We start from the raw sequence: 21,193 nt of genomic DNA on the forward strand, positions 1-21,193 counted from the left end.
CCTGCCGTCAGCTCCGCCAGTCGTACTCCTCCAGGCGCACGGCCTCACCGGTGCCGGAGCCGAAGACGTCCGGGCTGTAGTACTGCCCGTCGTCGTAGCCCGCCATCGTGTAGACCGCGGCGCGGGCCTCCTCGGTGGGCTCGACCGTGATGTTGCGGTAGCGGCTGATCCCGGTGCCGGCCGGGATGAGCTTGCCGATGATCACGTTCTCCTTGAGCCCGAGCAGGCTGTCGCTCTTGCCCTGGATCGCGGCGTCGGTGAGCACCTTGGTCGTCTCCTGGAAGGAGGCGGCGGACAGCCACGACTCCGTCGCCAGCGACGCCTTGGTGATCCCCATGAGGACCGGACGGGCCGAGGCCGGCTCGCCGCCCTCGGACACCACCCGACGGTTCTCGGTCTCGAAGAGCGTCCGCTCGACGAGGGCACCGGGCAGGAACTCGGTGGCACCCGAGTCGATGATGGTCACCCGCTTCAGCATCTGGCGGATGATCACCTCGATGTGCTTGTCGTGGATCGACACGCCCTGGCTGCGGTAGACCTCCTGGACCTCGCGCACCAGGTGCAGCTGCACCTCGCGCGGGCCCATGATCCGGAGCACCTCGTGCGGGTCGACAGCACCCTCGGTCAGCTGCTCGCCGACCTCGACGTGGCCGCCGTCCTCGACCCGCAGCCGCGAACGACGCGACAGCTTCTCGTAGACGACGTCGTCGGAGCCGTCATCGGGGGTGATGGTGAGCTTGCGGAACTGCTCGCCGTCCTCGATGGAGACCCGGCCGGCCAGCTCGGCGATCGGGGCCTTGCCCTTGGGGACACGGGCCTCGAAGAGCTCGACGATGCGGGGCAGACCGTGGGTGATGTCGTCACCGGCCACACCACCGGTGTGGAAGGTGCGCATCGTCAGCTGCGTGCCGGGCTCGCCGATCGACTGGGCGGCGATGATGCCGACCGCCTCGCCGACGTCCACGAGCTTGCCGGTCGCCAGCGACCGGCCGTAGCAGGTGGCGCAGGTGCCCAGCAGCGACTCGCAGGTCAGCACGCAGCGGACCTTGACCTCGCTGATGCCGGCGTCGACCAGCTCGGCGATGAGGACGTCGCCCAGGTCGGAGCCGGCCGTCGCGACGACCGTCCCGTCCGAGGCCTCGACGTCCGCAGCCAGGGCGCGGGCGTAGACGCTGGTCTCCACGTGGGCGTCACGGGTGACCGTGCCGTCGACGACGGTGCCGATCGGCATGAGCACGCCGCGCTCGGTCCCGCAGTCCTCCTCGCGGATGATGACGTCCTGCGACACGTCCACCAGACGACGGGTGAGGTACCCGGAGTCGGCGGTGCGCAGCGCGGTGTCGGCCAGGCCCTTGCGGGCGCCGTGGGTGGAGATGAAGTACTCCAGCACGGACAGACCCTCGCGGAAGTTCGCCTTGATGGGCCGCGGGATGATCTCGCCCTTGGGGTTGGCGACGAGACCACGCATGCCGGCGATCTGGCTGATCTGCATCATGTTGCCTCGGGCACCCGAGTTGACCATGACCCAGACGGGGTTGGTGGTGGGGAAGTTGTCCACCATCGCCTGGCTGACCTCGGCGCGGGCCCGGGTCCAGATCTCGATGAGCTCGGCACGACGCTCGGAGTCGGTGATGACGCCGCGCTCGTACTGCTTCTCGATCTTGCGGGCCTCGTCCTCGTGACGCTCGAGGATGGCCGCCTTGGCCGGCGGGGTCACGACGTCGTCGATGGCGATCGTGATGCCCGCGCGGGTGGCCCAGTGGAACCCGGCCGCCTTGAGGGCGTCCAGCGTCGCCGCGACCTGCACCTTGGGGTAGCGCTCGGCGAGGTCGTTGACGATCGCCCCGAGCTCCTTCTTCGGCACCTGGTAGTTGACGAAGCGGTAGTCCTCGGGGAGCGCCTCGTTGAACAGCACCCGGCCCAGGCTGGTGTGCACCAGCGCGGGCTGACCCGGCTCCCAGCCCTCGGGGGCCTCCCACGCGTCGTTCTTCGGGCCGTTGTCGACGCCGAAGACCTCCGCGAGGCGGATCCAGACGCGCTCCTGGATGCCGAGGGCACCACGGTCGTAGGCCATGACGGCCTCGGACGTGGAGGAGTAGGCCTCCTTGAGCTCACCCTCGGCCGGCTCGTGGCCGGACGCCTTCAGGGTGGTCAGGTGGTAGAGCCCCAGCACCATGTCCTGGGTGGGCGCGGTGATCGGACGACCGTCGGCCGGGCTCAGGATGTTGTTCGAGCTCAGCATCAGGATCCGGGCCTCGGCCTGCGCCTCGGCCGACAGCGGCAGGTGCACCGCCATCTGGTCACCGTCGAAGTCCGCGTTGAACGCGGTGCACACGAGCGGGTGGATCTGGATGGCCTTGCCCTCGACCAGCTGGGGCTCGAAGGCCTGGATGCCCAGACGGTGCAGCGTCGGTGCACGGTTGAGCAGCACCGGGTGCTCGGTGATGACCTCTTCCAGCACGTCCCACACGACCGGGCGCGCACGCTCGACCATCCGCTTGGCCGACTTGATGTTCTGGGCGTGGTTGAGGTCCACGAGCCGCTTCATCACGAAGGGCTTGAAGAGCTCCAGCGCCATCTGCTTGGGCAGACCGCACTGGTGCAGCTTCAGCTGCGGGCCGACGACGATGACCGAACGACCGGAGTAGTCGACGCGCTTGCCCAGCAGGTTCTGGCGGAACCGGCCCTGCTTGCCCTTGAGCAGGTCGCTCAGGGACTTCAGGGGACGGTTGCCCGGACCGGTGACCGGACGGCCACGGCGACCGTTGTCGAACAGCGCGTCCACGGACTCCTGGAGCATCCGCTTCTCGTTGTTGACGATGATCTCCGGGGCACCCAGGTCCAGCAGGCGCTTGAGCCGGTTGTTCCGGTTGATCACGCGGCGGTACAGGTCGTTCATGTCCGAGGTCGCGAAGCGGCCACCGTCCAGCTGCACCATCGGGCGCAGGTCCGGCGGGATCACCGGGACGCAGTCCAGCACCATGCCCATGGGCGAGTTGCGGGTCTGCTGGAACGCCGCGACGACCTTGAGGCGCTTGAGCGCACGGAGCTTGCGCTGGCCCTTGCCGTTGCGGATGGTGTCGCGCAGCGAGACCGACTCCGCGTCGAGGTCGAAGTCCTTGAGCAGCTTCTGCAGCGCAGCCGCGCCCATGCCGCCCTCGAAGTACTCACCGAAGCGGTCGCGCAGCTCGCGGTACAGGCCCTCGTCGGAGATGAGCTGCTTGACCTCGAGCTTGCGGAAGGTGTCCATGACCTCGTCGAGACGGTCGATCTCCCGCTGGGCGCGGTCACGCATCTGGCGCATCTCGCGCTCGCCGCCCTCGCGCACCTTGCGGCGCACGTCGGACTTGGCGCCCTCGGCCTCGAGCTCGGCGAGGTCGGCCTCCAGCTTCTGCTGGCGACCCTCCACGTCGGCGTCGCGACGGCTCTCCAGGTTGTGCTTCTCGGCGCTGATCTCGGCCTCGACGGTGGGGAGGTCCCGGTGGCGGGCCTCGTCGTCGACGGTCGTGATCAGGTAGGCCGCGAAGTAGATGATCTTCTCGAGGTCCTTGGGCGCCAGGTCGAGCAGGTAGCCCAGCCGCGACGGCACGCCCTTGAAGAACCAGATGTGGGTCACCGGGGCGGCGAGCTCGATGTGCCCCATGCGCTCACGACGGACCTTGGCCCGGGTCACCTCGACGCCGCAGCGCTCGCAGATGATGCCCTTGAACCGGACGCGCTTGTACTTGCCGCAGTAGCACTCCCAGTCCCGGGTGGGACCGAAGATCTTCTCGCAGAAGAGACCGTCCTTCTCCGGACGCAGGGTCCGGTAGTTGATGGTCTCCGGCTTCTTCACCTCGCCGTGGGACCACTGGCGGATGTCGTCACCGCTGGCGAGGCCGATGCGCAGTTCGTCGAAGAAGTTGACGTCGAGCAACTGATTACCCCTTTCCGGGGCTAGTTCTTCGTTTCTTGAGTCACGAGGTGGTGGCCGGCCGGCCCCGGGTCACGGGGCCGGCCGGCGGTCGATCAGACGTCCTCGACGGAGGAGGGCTCACGACGGCTGAGGTCGATGCCCAGCTCCTCGGCGGCCCGGAAGACCTCGTCGTCGGTGTCGCGCAGCTCGATCGCGTTGCCGTCGGAGGAGAGGACCTCCACGTTCAGGCACAGCGACTGGAGCTCCTTGAGCAGCACCTTGAACGACTCGGGGATGCCCGGCTCGGGGATGTTCTCGCCCTTGACGATGGCCTCGTAGACCTTCACGCGGCCCAGGATGTCGTCGGACTTGATCGTCAGCAGCTCCTGCAGCGCGTACGCGGCGCCGTAGGCCTGCATCGCCCAGCACTCCATCTCACCGAAGCGCTGACCACCGAACTGCGCCTTACCACCCAGCGGCTGCTGCGTGATCATCGAGTACGGGCCGGTGGAGCGGGCGTGGATCTTGTCGTCCACCAGGTGCAGGAGCTTCAGGATGTAGACGTAGCCCACCGAGATCGGCTCGGGGAAGGGCTCCCCGGAACGACCGTCGAACAGCCGGGCCTTGCCGGTCTCCTTGACCAGACGCTCGCCGTCACGGGTCAGGGTCGTGGAGCCCAGCAGGCCCACGATCTCCTCCTCGCGCGCACCGTCGAAGACGGGGGTGGCGGTCCGGGTGCCGGGAGCGGCACCGCGGGCGCCGGCGGGGAGCTTCTTGGCCCACTCCGGGTCGCCCTCGACCTGCCAGCCCGTCTTGGCCACCCACCCGAGGTGGGTCTCCAGGACCTGACCGACGTTCATCCGGCCGGGCACGCCCAGCGGGTTGAGCACGATGTCGACCGGGGTGCCGTCCTCGAGGAAGGGCATGTCCTCCTGGGGGAGGATCTTGGAGATGACGCCCTTGTTCCCGTGCCGGCCGGCGAGCTTGTCGCCGTCGGAGATCTTGCGCATCTGGGCCACGTAGACCCGGATGAGCTCGTTCACACCGGCGGGGAGCTCGTCGCCGTCCTCGCGGGAGAACACGCGGACGCCGATGACCTTCCCGGACTCACCGTGCTTGACCTTGAGGCTGGTGTCGCGGACCTCGCGGGCCTTCTCACCGAAGATGGCGCGCAGCAGGCGCTCCTCGGGGGTCAGCTCGGTCTCGCCCTTGGGCGTGACCTTCCCGACCAGGATGTCGCCGGGGACGACCTCGGCACCGATGCGGATGATGCCGCGCTCGTCGAGGTCGGCGAGGACCTCCTCGGAGACGTTCGGGATGTCCCGGGTGATCTCCTCGGCGCCCAGCTTGGTGTCGCGGGCGTCGACCTCGAACTCCTCGATGTGGATCGAGGACAGGACGTCGTCCTGCACGAGGCGCTGCGACAGGATGATCGCGTCCTCGTAGTTGTGGCCCTCCCACGGCATGAAGGCCACGAGCAGGTTCTTGCCCAGCGCCATCTCGCCCTGGTCGGTGCACGGACCGTCGGCGATGACCTGGCCGACCTCGACCCGCTGGCCCTCCTCGACGACCGGGGACTGGTTGATCGAGGTGCCCTGGTTCGAGCGGCGGAACTTCAGCAGCCGGTAGGTCTGCCGGGTCCCGTCGTCGGCCATGACGGTCACGAAGTCGGCGGTGGAGTCCTCGACCACACCGGCCTTCTCCGCCACGACCACGTCGCCGGCGTCGACGGCGGCACGCAGCTCCATGCCGGTGCCGACCAGCGGCGCCTCGCTGCGCAGCAGCGGGACGGCCTGACGCTGCATGTTCGCGCCCATCAGGGCGCGGTTGGCGTCGTCGTGCTCCAGGAACGGGATCATCGCGGTGGCGACCGAGGTCATCTGTCGCGGCGAGACGTCCATGTAGTCGACGTTCTCGGGGGCGAGGTAGTCGACCTCACCGCCCTTCGTGCGGACCAGGACCCGCTCCTCGGCCAGGCGGCCCTTCGCGTCCAGCGGGCTGTTGGCCTGCGCGACGACGAAGCGGTCCTCCTCGTCCGCGGTGAGGTAGTCGATCTGGTCGGTGACGGTGCCGTCCTCGACCTTGCGGTACGGGGTCTCGATGAACCCGAAGGCGTTGACCCGACCGAAGGAGGACAGCGACCCGATCAGGCCGATGTTCGGGCCTTCCGGGGTCTCGATCGGGCACATCCGGCCGTAGTGGCTGGGGTGCACGTCGCGCACCTCCATGCCGGCGCGCTCACGGGACAGACCACCCGGGCCCAGCGCCGACAGGCGGCGCTTGTGGGTCAGGCCCGCGAGCGGGTTGGTCTGGTCCATGAACTGCGAGAGCTGGCTGGTGCCGAAGAACTCCTTGATGGAGGCGACGACGGGCCGGATGTTGATCAGGGTCTGCGGCGTGATCGCCTCGACGTCCTGGGTCGTCATCCGCTCGCGGACCACGCGCTCCATGCGGGACAGGCCGACCCGGATCTGGTTCTGGATCAGCTCACCCACCGTGCGCAGGCGACGGTTGCCGAAGTGGTCGATGTCGTCGACGCCGTGGTCGGGCTCGCCGGCGTGCAGACGCACGACGTACTCGATCGTGGCGACGATGTCGTCCTCGGTCAGCGTCTGCGTCGGCTGCGGGACGGCGACGCCGAGCTTCTTGTTGACCTTGTACCGGCCGACGCGGGCCAGGTCGTAGCGCTTGGGGTTGAAGAACAGGTTCTCCAGCAGCGCCTGGGCCGACTCACGCGTCGGCGGCTCGCCCGGACGCAGCTTGCGGTAGATGTCCAGCAGCGCCTCGTCCTGGCCGGCGATGTGGTCCTTCTCCAGGGTGGCCAGCATCGTGGGCGACCACTGGAAGTGCTCGCGGATGCGGTCCTCGCTCCAGCCCAGCGCCTTGAGCAGCACGGAGACCGGCTGACGGCGCTTGCGGTCGATGCGCACGCCGACGGTGTCGCGCTTGTCGACGTCGAACTCCAGCCAGGCACCCCGGCTGGGGATGACCTTGGCGGAGAAGACGTCCTTGTCGCTGGTCTTGTCCAGGGTCTTGTCGAAGTAGACGCCCGGGGAGCGGACCAGCTGGGAGACGACGACGCGCTCGGTGCCGTTGATCACGAACGTGCCCTTGCGGGTCATGATCGGGAAGTCGCCCATGAACACCGTCTGGCTCTTGATCTCGCCGGTGGTGTTGTTCATGAACTCGGCGGTGACGAACAGCGGCGCCGCGTACGTCATGTCCTTGTCCTTGCACTCCTCGAGGGAGGCCTTGACGTCCTCGAAGCGCGGGTTGGAGAAGGACAGCGACATCGAGCCGCTGAAGTCCTCGATCGGGGAGATCTCCTCGAGGATGTCGGCCAGGCCGCCGACGGCGGTCTCCGCGTCCTCGGGGGACAGTGTCGCCTTCCACTCCTGGCTGCCGACCAGCCAGTCGAAGGAGGCGGTCTGCAGCGCCAGCAGGTCCGGGACCTCGAGAGGCTCGTGGATCTTGGCGAAGGAGACGCGCAGGGGCGCGCCCGGGATCTTCTGCGCGGCCGTGCCGGCGGTGTGCGCGCTGTTCTGGGGGTCGTCCGGGATGATCTGCTCGGTGCTGGTGGTGTCCGTGCTGGTGGGGCTGGAGCCTGCCAAGATGCGTCCTTTCAAGGACCTCACGACGTGCGGGCGGTCGGTGCGGGTCGTCCGTCGGCGGTGTAGGCGGCGCTGCTCCCCGACGCCCGTCAGACCACCCGTCCGAGCAGGTCAGCGCGGGGTGGGCCGGGGATGTTCCCGGCCTCCCGGGGCGACCCGGATCAGCGGGTGGACGGGCAGAGGGCAGCGCAACAGGTGACCCTACCCCTACCGGGGCCCGATGTCCATGCGGGGTCACCGGACCCCACCCCTCCCCGCGCCCGGCCCGGGTCCGGCCCGGGCGGGCGCCCCAGTGGGGGGCGCGGGCGGGGCCTCACGGTCGGGACGCGGAGGACGCGTCCGCGGTGATGATGCCAGCGACGGGCCCTCCCCCGCACCGCCACGCCGGGCGCGACCGCATCCCGGGCGCCCCGGCGTCAGCTGGTGGTCAGCAGGGTGAGCTCGCTGATCTTCCAGTCGCCGTCGACCTGCGTGACCGTGACCCGCACGGTCTGGGTGCAGGACTGTGCGCCGTCGGCGGTGACGGTGCACTCGGAGCCGGCCGGGGCGGCCTGGGTGCCGGAGTTCACCGAGGACACCACGTACTGGCCGAAGACGACCAGGGTCGCCTGGTCCTGGGACTCGGCCACCTGCTGCAGGCCCACCTCGAGCACGTCGTAGCTGGTGGTCGCCGAGACCTGCTCGTAGGTGTCGATGATCCCGCCCTGGGACAGATCGGCTTCGTACTGGTCGCGCAGGTCCCCGGTGAGGGCGTCCAGCTTGCGCTGCACGCTGCCCTCGGAGTCCTGGTAGTCGTAGGCGTAGACGTCCTGCACGCCCTCGCGGGCGGCGGTGAACACCTCGGCGTCGACGGTGGCCGGGTGGGTGCGCTGCCACAGCAGCCAGCCACCGCCGGCTGCGGTGAGCACGCACAGCAGGGCCAGCACGAGCACCAGCGCCGGGACGCGGCCCCGCGAGGACGGTCCCGACGAGGACGCTGAGGACGGCGCGGCCGGTGACGACGACGCACGGGCCGACGACGCACGGGCCGACGTCGCACCCCGCGTGGTCCGCCTGGCCCGGCGTGGCCCGTCGTCCGCGGCTGCAGCCCGGGCCGTAGCGGCGGCGGCCGCGGTCGTCGGCGTCGCGGCGGCGGTCGACCGCGCGCGCGGGCTGGGCCGTCGACGTGCGGTGGCCTCCTCGACCGCTCCCGCCGGCGGGGCCGGGGCCGGGGCTGCGGCCGGGGCCGGAGCCGCCTCGTCCTCGTCGGCCCGGCGGCTGCCGGCCACCCGGGGACGCGGGGAGGGCCGCAGCGCCGGCCGGGCGGCGCCGGACCTGGGCCGGGGGGTGGGTCGCGGGCGGTCCGCCCGGGTGCCGCCGACGGGCGTGTCGTCCGCGGGGGTGCCGTCAGAGGGGGTGCCGTCAGAGGGGGTGCCGGTCACGTCGCTCACCGTCCCGTGATCCCGGACAGCAACCAGCGGTCGCCGTCCTTGGTCAGGTCGACCTGGATGCGGTAGCGCTGCACCTGGGTCTGCTCGGAGGCACTGCTGGACTGGGTGGACTGGATGACCATGTAGACGGTGGCGCTGTCGGTGCCGGCCGCCCCGACGGCGGCACCCACGACCTCGGTGTTGACGACGGCCTGGGCGGCGGTGATCTCCTGCCGGCGGCTGTCGAGCTGGTCGACGGACTCGGTCTGCAGGTCCCCGGTGGTGACCGAGCGGATCTGCTGGATGTCGTCGTCGAGGGTCACGTGGTCGAAGGAGGCGACGTCGACGATCCCGGCGCGGGCGGCCTGCAGGACGTCGACGTAGTCCTCGGTGCGCACCGAGGAGCCCTCGGGCCGGGTGGCCAGCAGCCAGCCGGTCCCGGCCAGCAGCAGGACCAGCAGGACGGCGAGCACCGGCACGAGGGGCAACGAGGCCCGCCGGCGGTGCCCGGCCGCGTCGGACCCGTCCTCGGGCTCGGTGTCGGTGCCCGCGTCGGGGACGTCGACACGTTCCTCCGCGTCGGCTCCGCGCTCGTCGGCTCGGGTGTGGTCGGCCACGGGGCGCTCCTCTCGTGCGGTCGGTCGTGGGGTGGGCTCGGGCGGGCCCGTGGCGGCGATCACGCTAGCGCCCGCGTCGGGGGCGCCGCGGTACCCGGCCGGGCGGGTCAGCCGGTGACGGTGGAGAACGGGGAGGCCCGCAGCAGGCCGCCCAGCACGTCCTGCAGCACGGTGGACAGCGTCCCGCCGCCGGCGGCTGTCCCGCCCTGCGGGCCGGCCGAGGCGGTGCCGCCGTCCCCGCCGATGTTCTGCTCACCGCGGATGTTGGAGCCGCTCTCGTCGATGCCGTCGGAGGGGTCGGGGTCCACGCCGGCCACGACGTCGCAGCCGACGGCCGAGGTGTCCAGGGCCGCGACGGCCGCGGGGCTGGGCGCGTTGCCCGTGGAGCTGTAGCCGCTGATGCAGGCCTGCGGGTCGTTGGCGTTGAGGACGAAGCCGAAGTGCGCCCGCATCTGGCCGTCGGGGTCCCGCCGGACGGTGCTGAAGGCGCCGGTGACGACCTCGGGGTAGGTGACCAGCAGCTGCTCGACGCCGTCCAGGCGGGGGGCCGTGACGTCGTTGAGGACGTCGACGTTGCGGATCAGCGAGCCCAGCCCGGGGCCGGCGTCGGTGACCAGCTGCTGCAGCGCGGCACCGGCGTCGGGGGCGTTGACCAGCAGCGCCCGCAGGTCGCCGTCACTGCTGACCAGGGTGTCCGAGAGCAGGCGCAGGTCCGCGGCCCAGCTCTGGATGGCCGAGCGGGAGTCGACCTGGGTCTGCAGCACGGTCTGCCCGTCGGTGATCAGCTGCAGCGTCTGCGGCAGGGACTCCTCGGCGCGGGTCAGCAGCAGGTTGCCGTTGTCGATGAGCCGGCTCAGGTCGTCCCCGGCGCCGGCGAAGGCGGTGCCCAGCTCGTCGACGAGGATCCGCAGGTCCTCCAGGTCGATGGACCCCACGAGCCCGTCGACGTCGAGCAGCAGCTGCTCGACCGGGATCGGGATGGAGGTGTTCTGCACCGGGATGACGGAGCCGTCGGCCAGGAAGGGACCGTCGCCGTCCGGCGGGCGCAGGTCGACGTACTGCTCGCCGACGGCGCTGCGGTTGGCGACGGCGGCGAGGGTGTCGGCCGGGATCTCCGGGGCGTCCGGGTCGATCTCCAGCTCCACCTCGACGCCCTCGTCGGTCAGGGTCATGTCGCTGACCCGGCCCACGCCGACGCCGCGGTAGGTGACCTCGGCGTTGACGAAGATGCCGCCGGAGTCGGTGAACTGGGCGGCGACCTGGTAGCCGCCCCCGAAGACCAGCCGGTCCAGTCCCACGTAGCGGAAGCCGACGAAGCTCATCCCCAGCAGGGCCACCAAGGCGAAGGCCAGCAGCTGGATGCGGGTGGTCCGGGTGATCACGGGGTGGCTCCGCTCGTCAGGCCCGGGATGGCCGGCAGGCCCAGCAGCGTGCTGCCGGTGCCGGCGGTCGGGTCGGGCAGGATCGCGGTCAGGTCGCCGGGCAGCGTGGGCACGCTGAAGGCCTGGACGCCGGGGTCGGCCGGTGCCGCCGTCGCGGACGGGCCCGCTCCCCCGCCCGGGCTGCCGGCCAGCCCGCAGGTGTCGCCGACGACGTCGCGCGAGAGCAGGGTCAGCGCCCCGGTGGTCTGGTCCACCACGTACCGGCAGAAGAGCTCCTGCAGGTCCAGGTTCAGGTCCGCGGTCATGTTGGTGAACAGGCCGTACCCACCGGTGCGCTGGTCGGGGCGGTACTGCAGCGAGCTCAGCGAGGACGCCGGGAACGGGAAGGTGAGCAGCAGGTCCAGGGAGCCGGCCAGGTCGGGGCCGGCGGCAGCGAGCTGGGTGAGGATCGGCTGCAGCAGCTGGAGGTCCGCGACCGTGTCGGCGCCGGCCTGGTTGACCACGCGGGTGCCGACGTCACCGAGCTGGGCCAGGGACTGCAGCATGCCCACGAGCAGGCCGCGCTGGTCCTCCAGGACGTCCAGGCCCGGGCCGATGGTGTCCAGGGCCGTCTCCAGCGTGCCGGTGCCGACCGCCAGGGTGGCGGCCAGGGCGTCGACGCTGTCCAGGGCCCGGCTGATCTCGGCCTTCTGGTCGTCCAGTCCACCGATGAAGACGTCGAGCTGGTCCAGGGTGTTGCGGACGGCGTCCTCGCGGCCCTCGAGGGCCTGACCGAGCTCGCTGGTGATGGTCTGCAGCTGGGTGAGCCCACCGCCGTTGAGCACCAGGCTCAGCGCGCCGAGGACCTCCTCGACCTCGATGTTCCGGTTGGTCCGGTCCAGGGTGATCGTGGCGCCGTCGTCCAGCACGCCGGCGGCGGGCTCACCGCCGGGCGAGGCCAGTTCGACGTACTTCTCCCCCAGCAGCGAGGACTGGCCGATCATCGCCACGGCGTTGGCCGGCAGCTCGACGTCCCGGTCGACCTCCACGGTGACCAGCGCGGTCCAGTCCTCACCCAGTTCGACGTCGGTCACCTTGCCGACCGGCACGTCGGCGACCCGGACCGCGGACTGCGGCACCAGGTCCAGCACGTCGGCGAACTGGATCTGCACCGAGTACGGGTCGTCGCCGGTGTCGGCACCGCCGGGCAGGTCCAGGGAGTAGGCGCCTCGGAAGCCGCAGCCCGACACCAGGGCGGCGACGGCCAGCACCGCGGCGGCGCGACGGGGCAGGTGGCTCACTGGCCGGCTCCCGGGATGGTGGGCAGGCCGGGCAGGGTGGTGATCCCGGCCAGCCCGGCGGAGGGCGAGAAGACCGCGGTGAGCAGCTCCTGCAGGTCGGGCACGCCGTTGGCGTTGAGGTCGTCGACCGCGCCGTCACCGCCCGGGTCCCCGGAGAGCAGGCGGGCGCAGACCTGGTCGATCGGCGGCAGGCCCAGCAGTCCGGGCAGGTCGCCCAGGTCCAGCCCGGCCAGCTGCAGCCGACCGGTCTGGCCCAGGAGCTGGCAGACCACGACGTCGGCGTTCTGGCTGCCCAGGGAGTTGTCCCGGGTGTCCAGCGTGCCGTAGTCGGGGTTGTAGGCGTGCGCGAGGTTGCCGATCGCCGCGGGGGCGACGTCGAGGACCTGGGCCAGGGCCTGGCGCTGCTGCACCAGGGTGAGGGTGACGGCGGCGAGCCGGTCGACGTTCGTCGTCAGCAGGGTGGTGTTCTGCTGCACGAAGGCCGCGACCTGGCCCAGCGAGGACGACAGCAGGGCGATGGCAGCCGCCAGGTCCTCCCGCTCGCCGGCCAGCTGCTCGGCGACGGCGGCCAGGTTGGTGTTGAACTGCCCGACCTGGCTGTCGATGGTGGCCAGCGCGCTGGTGAAGGTCTGCAGGGAGTCCACGGACCCGAACAGGTCCTGCCGGTTGTCCGACAGCGTCTCCACGGCCTGGGAGAACCCGGTGAGGGTGTCGTTGAGGGCCTGGCCGTTGCCCTCCAGGTTGGCCGCGCCGGTGCTCACCAGGTCCGCCAGGGCCCCGTCCTCGTTCGCCCCGGTGGGGCCCAGCGCGACCGACAGGTCGTCGAGGGCGCCGTAGACCTGGTCCAGCTCGACCGGGGTGGCGGTGCGCTCGATGGGCACCTCGGCGCCGTCGGTCATCACCGGGCCGCCGGAGTACACCGGGGCGAACTGCACGTACCGGTCGGCGACCAGGGAGGGCGCGAGGATGACGGCGGCGGCGTCGGCGGGGACCTGGTAGTCCTCGTCGACGAGCATCTCGACCCGCACCCGGTCGCCCATCGGCGTGACGTCGGTGATCTCCCCGACGTCGATGCCCAGCACCCGCACGTCGGACCCCTCGTAGAGGCCGACGGTCTGGCCGAACCAGGCGGTGACCCGCATCTGACCGGCCGGGCGCAGCACGATCCAGCCCAGCGTGCCCACGAGCAGGAGCGCCGCGGCGGCCGCGACCAGGCGCTGCAGGCGGCCGGTCACGGGGCGCACCCCAGCAGCCCGCCGGTGTTGCCGGCGACCGTGCCGCACAGCACCCCACCGACGACGCCGGGGACCAGGTTGTCCACGAAGCTGTCGAACCACCGGCCGTTGCCCAGCGTGTTGGTGAAGACGGTGACGAAGGGCGCCAGGTTCGCCACGGTGTCCCCCAGGTCCTGCCGGTTGCGCTCGAGGATGTCGGTCACCGTGGACAGCTGGGCCAGCGCGGGGGCCAGCGTGGCCTGGTTGTCCTGCACCAGGCCGGCGAGCTGGGTGGCCAGCGTCTGGGTGTTGGTCAGGACCGAGTCGATCAGCGCGCGGCGCTCCTGGACCTCGGTGAGCAGGGTGTTGGAGTCCAGGATGAGCTGGGTGAACTCGCCGTTGCGGTCGGCGAGCACCTGGGTCACGTCCCGCGTCGCCGACAGCAGCGTCTGCAGTTGGGCGTCGCGGGAGGCGATCGTCTCCGACAGCCGGGACAGCCCGGTCAGCGAGGCCTGCACCTCGTCGGGGGTGTCGGCGAAGGTCTCGCTGAGCACCTCGAAGGACTGCGCGAGCTGCGCGGTGTCGACGTCGTCGATGGTCTGGGCCAGCCCGCTGAAGGCCTGTACCACGTCGTAGGGCGAGGCGGTGCGCTCCAGCGGGATCCGCTCGTCGGGGTCCAGCTCGGTCTCCCCGCGCGGCACGAGCGCCAGGAACTTCGCCCCCAGCACCGTCTCGATCGCGATGGCGGCCTCGCTGCGGTCGCCCACGAAGGCGTCCCGGACGCGGAAGGCGACGGTGACCGCGCCGTCCTCCAGCTGCAGGCTCTCCACCTGTCCGACCTTCACCCCGGCCACCCGCACCGGGTCGTCCACGCGCAGCCCGGCGGACTCGCTGAACTGCGCGGTGTAGACCGTGCCCCCGCCGATCAGGGGGAGCGACTGCGCGTTGAACGCCAGGAGGACGAAGAGCACGATCACCGACAGGCTCACCGCCCCGATCGTGACCGGGTTGCGGTCCCGGAAGGGCCTGGACTCCCGCGCCATCAGCTGCACCCCGCCGATCCGTTGGCCGCCCCGCCGGGCGGCAGCTGGGTGTCCCCGACGACGGGCAGGGACACCAGCCCGGACGCCGAGCACAGGTAGAAGTTGAACCAGCTGCCGTTGACCGCCGTCCGCGTGATGAGGTCGATCTTGGTCGGGGCGAGCTGCAGGAAGTCCTCCACGACGTCACCGGTGTCGGCCAGGTTGGTGGCCAGGTCGCCCAGGGCGGTGATGTCGGCGGCCAGGGGTGCCCGGGCGTCGGCCAAGAACTGCGACGTGGTCACCGCCAGCCCGTCGATGGTCTGCAGGGAGTCGAAGACGGCGTCGCGGTCCGCGGTCAGCCCGGACACGAACTGCTGCAGGGAGACCACCAGGTCCGACAGCTGCTGGTCCCGCGCGGCGACGCTGCCCACGACGGTCGTCAGGTTGTCGATCACGCTGCCGATGACGGCGTCCTCGTCGGCCAAGCTGTTGGTCAGCGAGGCCACGTGGGTCAGCAGGCTGGAGATCGTCCCGCCCTCGCCCTGGAAGACCTGGATCAGCTCGTAGGACAGCCGGTTGACGTCGTCGGGGCTCAGCGCCTGGAACAGCGGCTGGAACCCGCCGAACAGCGTGGTCAGGTCCAGCGCAGGGGTGGTCTGGGCCAGCGGGATGACGTCGTCGGCGGCCAGCGTGCGACCGGAGGACCCGTCGCCCTCGGTCAGCGCGACGTAGCGCTGGCCGACCAGGTTGCGGTAACGGATGGTGGCCTGCACCCCGGCCGGGAGCGGGACGTCGGTGGAGACCTCCAGGCCGATCTCGGCGACCGGTCGCTCCCGGTCCTCGCTCAGGCCGATGCTGGTGACCTGGCCGACGCGCACCCCGGCGATCCGGACCTCGTCGCCCTCGACCAGACCGGCGACGTCGCTGAACTGCGCCCGGTAGGTGGTCTGCTCGCCGTAGCCGGCGTTCGTGATGGTCGCGATCAGCACGTAGCTGGCCAGGATCGTCACCATCGCGAAGACGACGAGCTTGACGATCGGCGCGGTCAGGCCCCTCATCGGACCATCACCTGCGTGCCGCGCAGCAGCGGCGCCATGGACGACGCGGCGAGGTCGGACACCTCGGCCGGGGCGACCCCCGTCTGGTAGCCCAGCAGGTTGCGCACGAAGTCCAGCTCGGCACTGCTGCCGGCCAGGCTGCCGCTCGCCCCGCCGTCGGTGAGCCCGGGCGGGAACGCCGAGGCCAGGGACAGGTCGGTGCCGGCCCCCGTGCCGTCGCGGCCCACGCGGGTGTCCTCCGAGGGCAGGTCGGTCGGGCCCGTGCCGCCCAGGCAGACCGGGTTGCCGCTGACCGGGTTGTCGGTGGAGTCCACGCCGTCCAGCGGGGGCACCGGGCAGTAGTACTCGCCCTGGGCCGCGGCCGCGATCACGCCGTCGATGTCGTCCAGGCCCCGGCAGTCGGGCCCGGACACGTCGTCGTAGGCGGGCTGGTCGCCGGGGGCGTAGGGGTTGCGCGGGGGCAGCGTGACGGTGAGGTTCAGGTTCAGCGCGGGGTCGCCGTCGCCGCCGAAGGCCTCGGTGATCAGCGGGTTGAAGCGGGACAGCCCGTTCAGCAGGCAGGGGTACTCCGGGGAGTACTCGGCGAACAGGCCGAGCACCGGCCGGGACCCGGCGGCGAGGGAGATCAGGGCGTCCTCGTTCTGGGTCAGGAAGGAGGCGGCGGTCTGCGCCGAGCTGCCGACCACGGTGAAGGTGCGGCGCAGCTGCTCGGCCTGGTCGGTGACCGTGGTGGCGGTCACCGAGAGGTCCTCCAGCACCGCCAGCACGTCGGGGGCGGCGGCGTCGTAGGTGTCGGCGACGTCGGCCAGCAGCGAGATGTCGGCCTGCAGCTCGGGCAGGACGGTGTTGACCTGCTCCACGTAGGCGCCGGTGTCGGCCAGGTTCTCCCCGAGCACGTCGCCGCGCCCGCGCAGCGCGTCGGCCACCGCGCCCAGGGTCGCGGACAGGTCGGCGGGGTCGACGGCCTGCAGCAGCGGGAGCAGGCCGTCGATGACCCGCTCGAGCTCGATGGCGTTCTCGGTCCGGTCCTGGCCGATGACGTCGCCGGCGGCCAGCCGCTGCGGGGTGGGGTCGGCCGGGGGCACGAGGGCGACGAACCGCTCGCCGAACAGCGTCTTGGGCAACAGCCGGGCGTCGACGTTGCTGGGGATCTGGGCCAGCGCCTCGGGCTCGATCGCCAGCGTGACGACGGCGCCACCCTCCTGGGCCTCGACGGCGCGCACCTCCCCGACGATGACGCCGCGGATCTTCACGTCGCTGGCGGTGGCCAGCTGGTTGCCGATGCTGTCGGTCTCCAGCCGCACCTCGACGGCGTCGCTGAACGCCTTCTGGTACGTGGCGACCGCCAGGCCCAGCAGCAGCGCGATGACCACCAGGAACGCCAGCCCCTGCAGCCGCTGACGGACCACGGCTCCCCTGCCCCGGCTCATCCTGCGATCCTCACCGTCGTCGTGGAGCCCCAGATGGCCAGGGACAGGAACAGGTCGATGACCATCACGGCCACGATCGAGAAGCGCACGGCACGACCGACGGCCAGGCCGACGCCGGCGGGCCCGCCGCCGGCCCGGTAGCCGTAGTAGCAGTGGCTCAGGATGATCACGACGCTGAAGACGAGCACCTTGAGGAAGGACCACAGCACGTCCTGCGGGGGCAGGAAGAGGTTGAAGTAGTGGTCGTAGGTGCCCGCCGACTGGCCGTAGACCGTCGTGGTGATGGTGCGGGTGGCGAAGTAGCTGGTCAGCAGCCCGATCACGTAGAGCGGGATGACGGCGACGAAGCCGGCGACGATGCGGGTGGTCACCAGGAACGGCAGCGAGGGCACGCCCATGACCTCCAGGGCGTCGATCTCCTCGTTGATCCGCATGGCACCGATCTGGGCGGTGAAGCCGCAGCCGACGGTGGCCGACAGGGCGAGCCCGGCGACCAGCGGCGCGATCTCCCGGGTGTTGAAGTAGGCCGAGAGGAACCCGGTGAACGCCGAGGTGCCCAGCTGGTCCAGCGCCGCGTAGCCCTGCAGGCCGACCTCGGTGCCGGTGAAGAAGGACAGGAACGCGATGACGCCGACGGTGCCGCCGATGACGGCCAGCGCGCCGGTGCCGAAACTGACCTCCGCCAGCAGCCGGAGCGTCTCCCGCTTGTAGCGCTTGAGCGTGCGCGGGGTCCAGGCCAGCGCGCGCCCGTAGAACCCGAGCTGGTCCCCGAGGTCGTCGAGCACCGTGAGCGGACGGCGGTAGACGGTCGCCACGATCCGGCGGGTGCGGACCTTGACCCGGTCGACGGGTGAGAGGAGGGCCACGGTCACTGGCCCTTCGGCGGCACGAGCTGGAAGTAGATCGCGGTGATCACGAAGTTCACCGCGAACAGCAGCAGGAACGTGATGACCACGGCCTGGTTCACCGCGTCCCCCACGCCCTTGGGGCCACCACCGGCGCGCAGCCCCTTGTAGGAGGCGACGATCCCGGCTATCAGGCCGAAGACCAGGGCCTTGATCTCCCCGGACCAGAAGTCCGCGACCTGCGCCAGAGCGCTGAAGGAGGCCAGGTAGGCCCCCGGCGTCCCGCCCTGCAGGATGACGTTGAAGAAGTACCCGCCGACGACGCCGACGACCGAGACCAGGCCGTTGAGCAGCACCGCGACCAGCATCGAGGCCAGCACGCGCGGCACCACCAGTCGCTGGATCGGCGAGATGCCCAGCACCTCCATGGCGTCGATCTCGTCGCGGATCTTGCGGGCACCCAGGTCGGCGCAGATCGCCGAGCCGCCGGCCCCGGCGATGAGCAGCGCGGTGACGATCGGGCTGGCCTCGCGCAGCACGGCGAGCACCGAGGCCGACCCGGTGAAGGACTGGGCGCCCAGCTGGCGGGTCAGCGACCCCAGCTGCAGGGCGATGACCGCGCCGAAGGGGATGGCCACCAGCGCGGTCGGCAGGATCGTCACCGAGGCCACGAACCAGGTCTGCTGGATGAACTCACGCAGCTGGAAGGGCCGCCGGAACACCGCCCGGACGACGTCCAGGGCGAAGGCGAACAGGTTGCCGCTGGCCTTGAGCGGGCGCAGCGGCGACAGCCTCCCGTCCAGCAGACCCGGCGCCGTCGGCTTCTCGCCGGGTGCGCTCACGGACGGCCCCGCGGGTCGGGCACGACGAGGTCGGCGCCGTCCTCGGTGCGCCACTCGCGGCTGCCGACCGTCGTGGGCCGGTAGCTGCCGGAGTCGGCCAGCGCGAGCAGGTCGGCGGGCAGGCTGGCCCGGATGGCGTCGGCGGTGGTCGGGTCGTAGGTGTGCAGCATCCGGGCCACCCGCTCCTGCCGGCGGCGGACGGCCTTGCGCTCGGGCAGGCCCGGGGAGGGTTCCAGCTGCGGGGGCACGGCCTCGCCGCCCGAGGCGCCCTTGGGTCCGACGCCGTTGTGCTGGTCGCCCCCGCGCGCCTCCAGGGCGGCCATCTCGGCCTCCACCTGGGCGACGTCCTTCTCCTCGCTCATCCCGATCGGCCCCTCGCGGCGGCCGTTGAGGAACTGGCGGACGACGGGCTCCTGGCTGGTGAGCAGCTGCTCGCGCGGGCCGAACATGGCCAGGTGCCGGCGGAAGAGCAGGCCCAGGTTGTCCGGCACGGTCCGGGCGGTGCCGATGTCGTGGGTGACGATCAGGAAGGTGGCGTCGATCTGGGCGTTCAGGTCGACGATCAGCTGGTTGAGGTAGGCGACGCGGACCGGGTCCAGGCCGGAGTCCGGCTCGTCGAAGAGGATGACCTCGGGGTCCAGGACCAGGGCGCGGGCGATGCCGGCGCGCTTGCGCATGCCGCCGGAGATCTCCCCGGGCAGCTTCCCCTCGGTGCCGGACAGGCCGACCATGTCCATCTTCTCGCGCACGATCGCGCGCACCTCGGACTCGCTCTTCTTCGTGTGCTCCCGCAGCGGGAACGCGACGTTGTCGTAGAGGTTCATCGACCCGAAGAGCGCGCCGTCCTGGAACAGCACCCCGAACAGCCGCCGCACGTCGTAGAGCTGCCGCTCGGAGCAGGTGACGATGTCGGTGTCGCTCATGACGATCGAGCCGCGCTCGGGCTTGAGCAGACCCACCAGCGACTTCAGGAAGACCGACTTGCCGGTGCCTGAGGGGCCGAGCATCACCGAGATCTCCCCGGGCGGGAGCGTCAGCGTGACGTCGGACCAGATGTTCTGGCTGCCGAAGGACTTGGTGAGCCCCTCCACGTGCACGGCGACACCCACGACCGACCTCCTCCACCGACCCACACCGGTCCACGTCACCCCCGCTCCAGTGCGGGGCCCCGGCAGCGCGCGGCCACCTGGGCGGTGACGCGCGTCCTACTGAGGAGCAACGACGCAGGAGGTTAGTGGTTACGTGGGTCACGCCTAACGCGTGGCCCCCGTCTCACCGACGCGCGCCGTCCCGGAGACGCCAGAGGGGCCGTCCTCCAGGTGGAGGACGGCCCCTGCGGGTCGTGCGGTGGTGCAGGTGTCACCCGTGGGTGACGTGCCCGGCGAGCGCCGGGCGGGGTGTCACTTGACGGTGACGGTGGCGCCGGCGCCCTCGAGAGCGGCCTTGGCCTTCTCGGCAGCGTCCTTGGCGACCTTCTCCAGCACCGGCTTCGGCGCGCCGTCGACCAGGTCCTTGGCCTCCTTGAGGCCCAGGGAGGTGAGACCGCGCACCTCCTTGATGACCTGGATCTTCTTGTCGCCGGCAGCCTCGAGGATGACGTCGAACTCGTCCTGCTCGGCCGGGGCCTCAGCAGCGGCACCGGCGGCGGCCGGGGCAGCGGCGGCCACGGGGGCGGCGGCGGTGACGTCGAAGGTGGTCTCGAACTCCTTCACGAAGTCCGACAGCTCCAGGAGCGTCATCTCCTTGAAAGCGTCGAGCAGCTCCGTGGTGGACAGCTTGGCCATGGTGTCTCCTTCTGGTCAGTCGTCGCTGGCCGCAGGCGCGGCGTCAGCGTCGGTGGTGTCGGGGGTGGTGGGTGCAGCAGCGGTCTCGTCCGCGGCGGGAGCGTCGGCGGCGGGCAGGGTCTCCCCGGCCGCCTCCTTCTTCTCCTGCAGTGCGGCGGCCAGGCGGGCGACCTGCGACAGCGGGGCCTGGAACAGGCCGGCGGCCTTGGTCAGGTTGCCCTTCATCGCGCCGGCCAGCTTGGCCAGCAGGACCTCACGGGACTCGACGTCGGCGAGGCGGGTGACCTCGGCGGCATCGACCGTGCGCCCCTCGACGACGCCGCCCTTGACGACCAGGGCCGGGTTGGCCTTGGCGAAGTCGCGGATGGCCTTGGCGGCCTCCACCGGGTCACCGGAGATGAACGCGATGGCGGTCGGGCCGTTGAGCAGCGGCGCCAGGTCGGAGTGACCGACCTGGTCCGCGGCCCGCTTCGTCAGGGTGTTCTTGACGACGGCGTAGCTGCTGCCCGCACCGAGGGAACGACGCAGCTGGGTCAGCTGCGCCACGGTCAGCCCGCGGTACTCGGTGAGCACCGCCGCACTCGAGTCCTGGAACCGAGTGGTGATCTCAGCGATCGCCTCGGCTTTGGCCTGCGTGGGCATGGGCCTCCTCTCTCAGTCGGGGCGACCACCGGAGGAGGCACGGGGCGCGGACGATCGAGAGGGCCTGGACCTCGTCAGAGACGACAGACGCCCCGGCGCAGGGCGCACGGGGCGAGAGAGCAGGCGTAGGACGCCTGTCGACCGGACCGTCCACCTGCGCGG

General features: G+C 71.2%; 15 protein-coding genes. All 15 read right to left on the reverse strand.

What is annotated here, in order from left to right:
• Positions 1 to 7 precede the first annotated feature (7 nt).
• Positions 8 to 3,916, reverse strand: a complete 3,909-nt coding sequence (locus AC0IVP_RS12030) for a DNA-directed RNA polymerase subunit beta' (RefSeq protein WP_056289230.1) — start codon at positions 3,914 to 3,916, stop codon at positions 8 to 10.
• Between the two features lie 92 nt (positions 3,917 to 4,008).
• Complete coding sequence (rpoB, locus tag AC0IVP_RS12035; protein WP_235564390.1) at positions 4,009 to 7,506, reverse strand: DNA-directed RNA polymerase subunit beta; 3,498 nt, start codon at positions 7,504 to 7,506, stop codon at positions 4,009 to 4,011.
• 416 nt (positions 7,507 to 7,922) lie between these two features.
• A complete protein-coding gene (locus tag AC0IVP_RS12040; RefSeq protein WP_157518913.1) occupies positions 7,923 to 8,432 on the reverse strand; it encodes a hypothetical protein in 510 nt (169 codons plus the stop codon).
• A 500-nt stretch (positions 8,433 to 8,932) separates the two neighbouring features.
• Positions 8,933 to 9,532, reverse strand: a complete 600-nt coding sequence (locus AC0IVP_RS12045; protein ID WP_056289240.1) for a hypothetical protein — start codon at positions 9,530 to 9,532, stop codon at positions 8,933 to 8,935.
• Positions 9,533 to 9,639: 107 nt separating this feature from the next.
• Entirely contained in the window at positions 9,640 to 10,914 is a 1,275-nt protein-coding gene (locus AC0IVP_RS12050) for an MCE family protein (protein ID WP_056289243.1), read from the reverse strand.
• Positions 10,911 to 12,194, reverse strand: a complete 1,284-nt coding sequence (locus AC0IVP_RS12055) for an MCE family protein (RefSeq protein WP_471756766.1) — start codon at positions 12,192 to 12,194, stop codon at positions 10,911 to 10,913. Before AC0IVP_RS12055 ends, AC0IVP_RS12050 begins: the two co-directional genes overlap by 4 nt.
• A complete protein-coding gene (locus AC0IVP_RS12060; RefSeq protein WP_056289248.1) occupies positions 12,191 to 13,429 on the reverse strand; it encodes an MCE family protein in 1,239 nt (412 codons plus the stop codon). Before AC0IVP_RS12060 ends, AC0IVP_RS12055 begins: the two co-directional genes overlap by 4 nt.
• The gene (locus tag AC0IVP_RS12065) at positions 13,426 to 14,451 is read right to left on the reverse strand and encodes an MCE family protein (RefSeq protein WP_471756768.1); all 1,026 of its coding nucleotides are present in this window, start codon (positions 14,449 to 14,451) and stop codon (positions 13,426 to 13,428) included. Before AC0IVP_RS12065 ends, AC0IVP_RS12060 begins: the two co-directional genes overlap by 4 nt.
• Positions 14,451 to 15,488 (reverse strand): MCE family protein, encoded by a 1,038-nt coding sequence (locus tag AC0IVP_RS12070; protein ID WP_056289251.1) that lies wholly within the window; start codon positions 15,486 to 15,488, stop codon positions 14,451 to 14,453. Before AC0IVP_RS12070 ends, AC0IVP_RS12065 begins: the two co-directional genes overlap by 1 nt.
• Complete coding sequence (locus tag AC0IVP_RS12075; RefSeq protein ID WP_082556471.1) at positions 15,485 to 16,918, reverse strand: MCE family protein; 1,434 nt, start codon at positions 16,916 to 16,918, stop codon at positions 15,485 to 15,487. The genes AC0IVP_RS12070 and AC0IVP_RS12075 overlap by 4 nt, the downstream gene beginning before the upstream one ends.
• Positions 16,915 to 17,784, reverse strand: coding sequence for an MlaE family ABC transporter permease (locus AC0IVP_RS12080; protein ID WP_471756770.1), 870 nt, complete (start codon positions 17,782 to 17,784; stop codon positions 16,915 to 16,917). The genes AC0IVP_RS12075 and AC0IVP_RS12080 overlap by 4 nt, the downstream gene beginning before the upstream one ends.
• Positions 17,785 to 17,786: 2 nt before the next feature.
• A complete protein-coding gene (locus AC0IVP_RS12085) occupies positions 17,787 to 18,605 on the reverse strand; it encodes an MlaE family ABC transporter permease (protein ID WP_471756772.1) in 819 nt (272 codons plus the stop codon).
• On the reverse strand, positions 18,602 to 19,714 hold the full coding sequence (locus AC0IVP_RS12090; RefSeq protein ID WP_082556473.1) for an ABC transporter ATP-binding protein: 1,113 nt from the start codon (positions 19,712 to 19,714) through the stop codon (positions 18,602 to 18,604). Before AC0IVP_RS12090 ends, AC0IVP_RS12085 begins: the two co-directional genes overlap by 4 nt.
• Positions 19,715 to 20,005: 291 nt before the next feature.
• Positions 20,006 to 20,389, reverse strand: a complete 384-nt coding sequence (gene rplL, locus AC0IVP_RS12095) for a 50S ribosomal protein L7/L12 (RefSeq protein ID WP_056289260.1) — start codon at positions 20,387 to 20,389, stop codon at positions 20,006 to 20,008.
• A gap of 15 nt (positions 20,390 to 20,404) precedes the next feature.
• A complete protein-coding gene (gene rplJ, locus AC0IVP_RS12100) occupies positions 20,405 to 21,031 on the reverse strand; it encodes a 50S ribosomal protein L10 (RefSeq protein WP_056289261.1) in 627 nt (208 codons plus the stop codon).
• Between the last annotated feature and the right edge of the window lie 162 nt (positions 21,032 to 21,193).

This window comes from Klenkia sp. AC732, assembly GCF_979256525.1.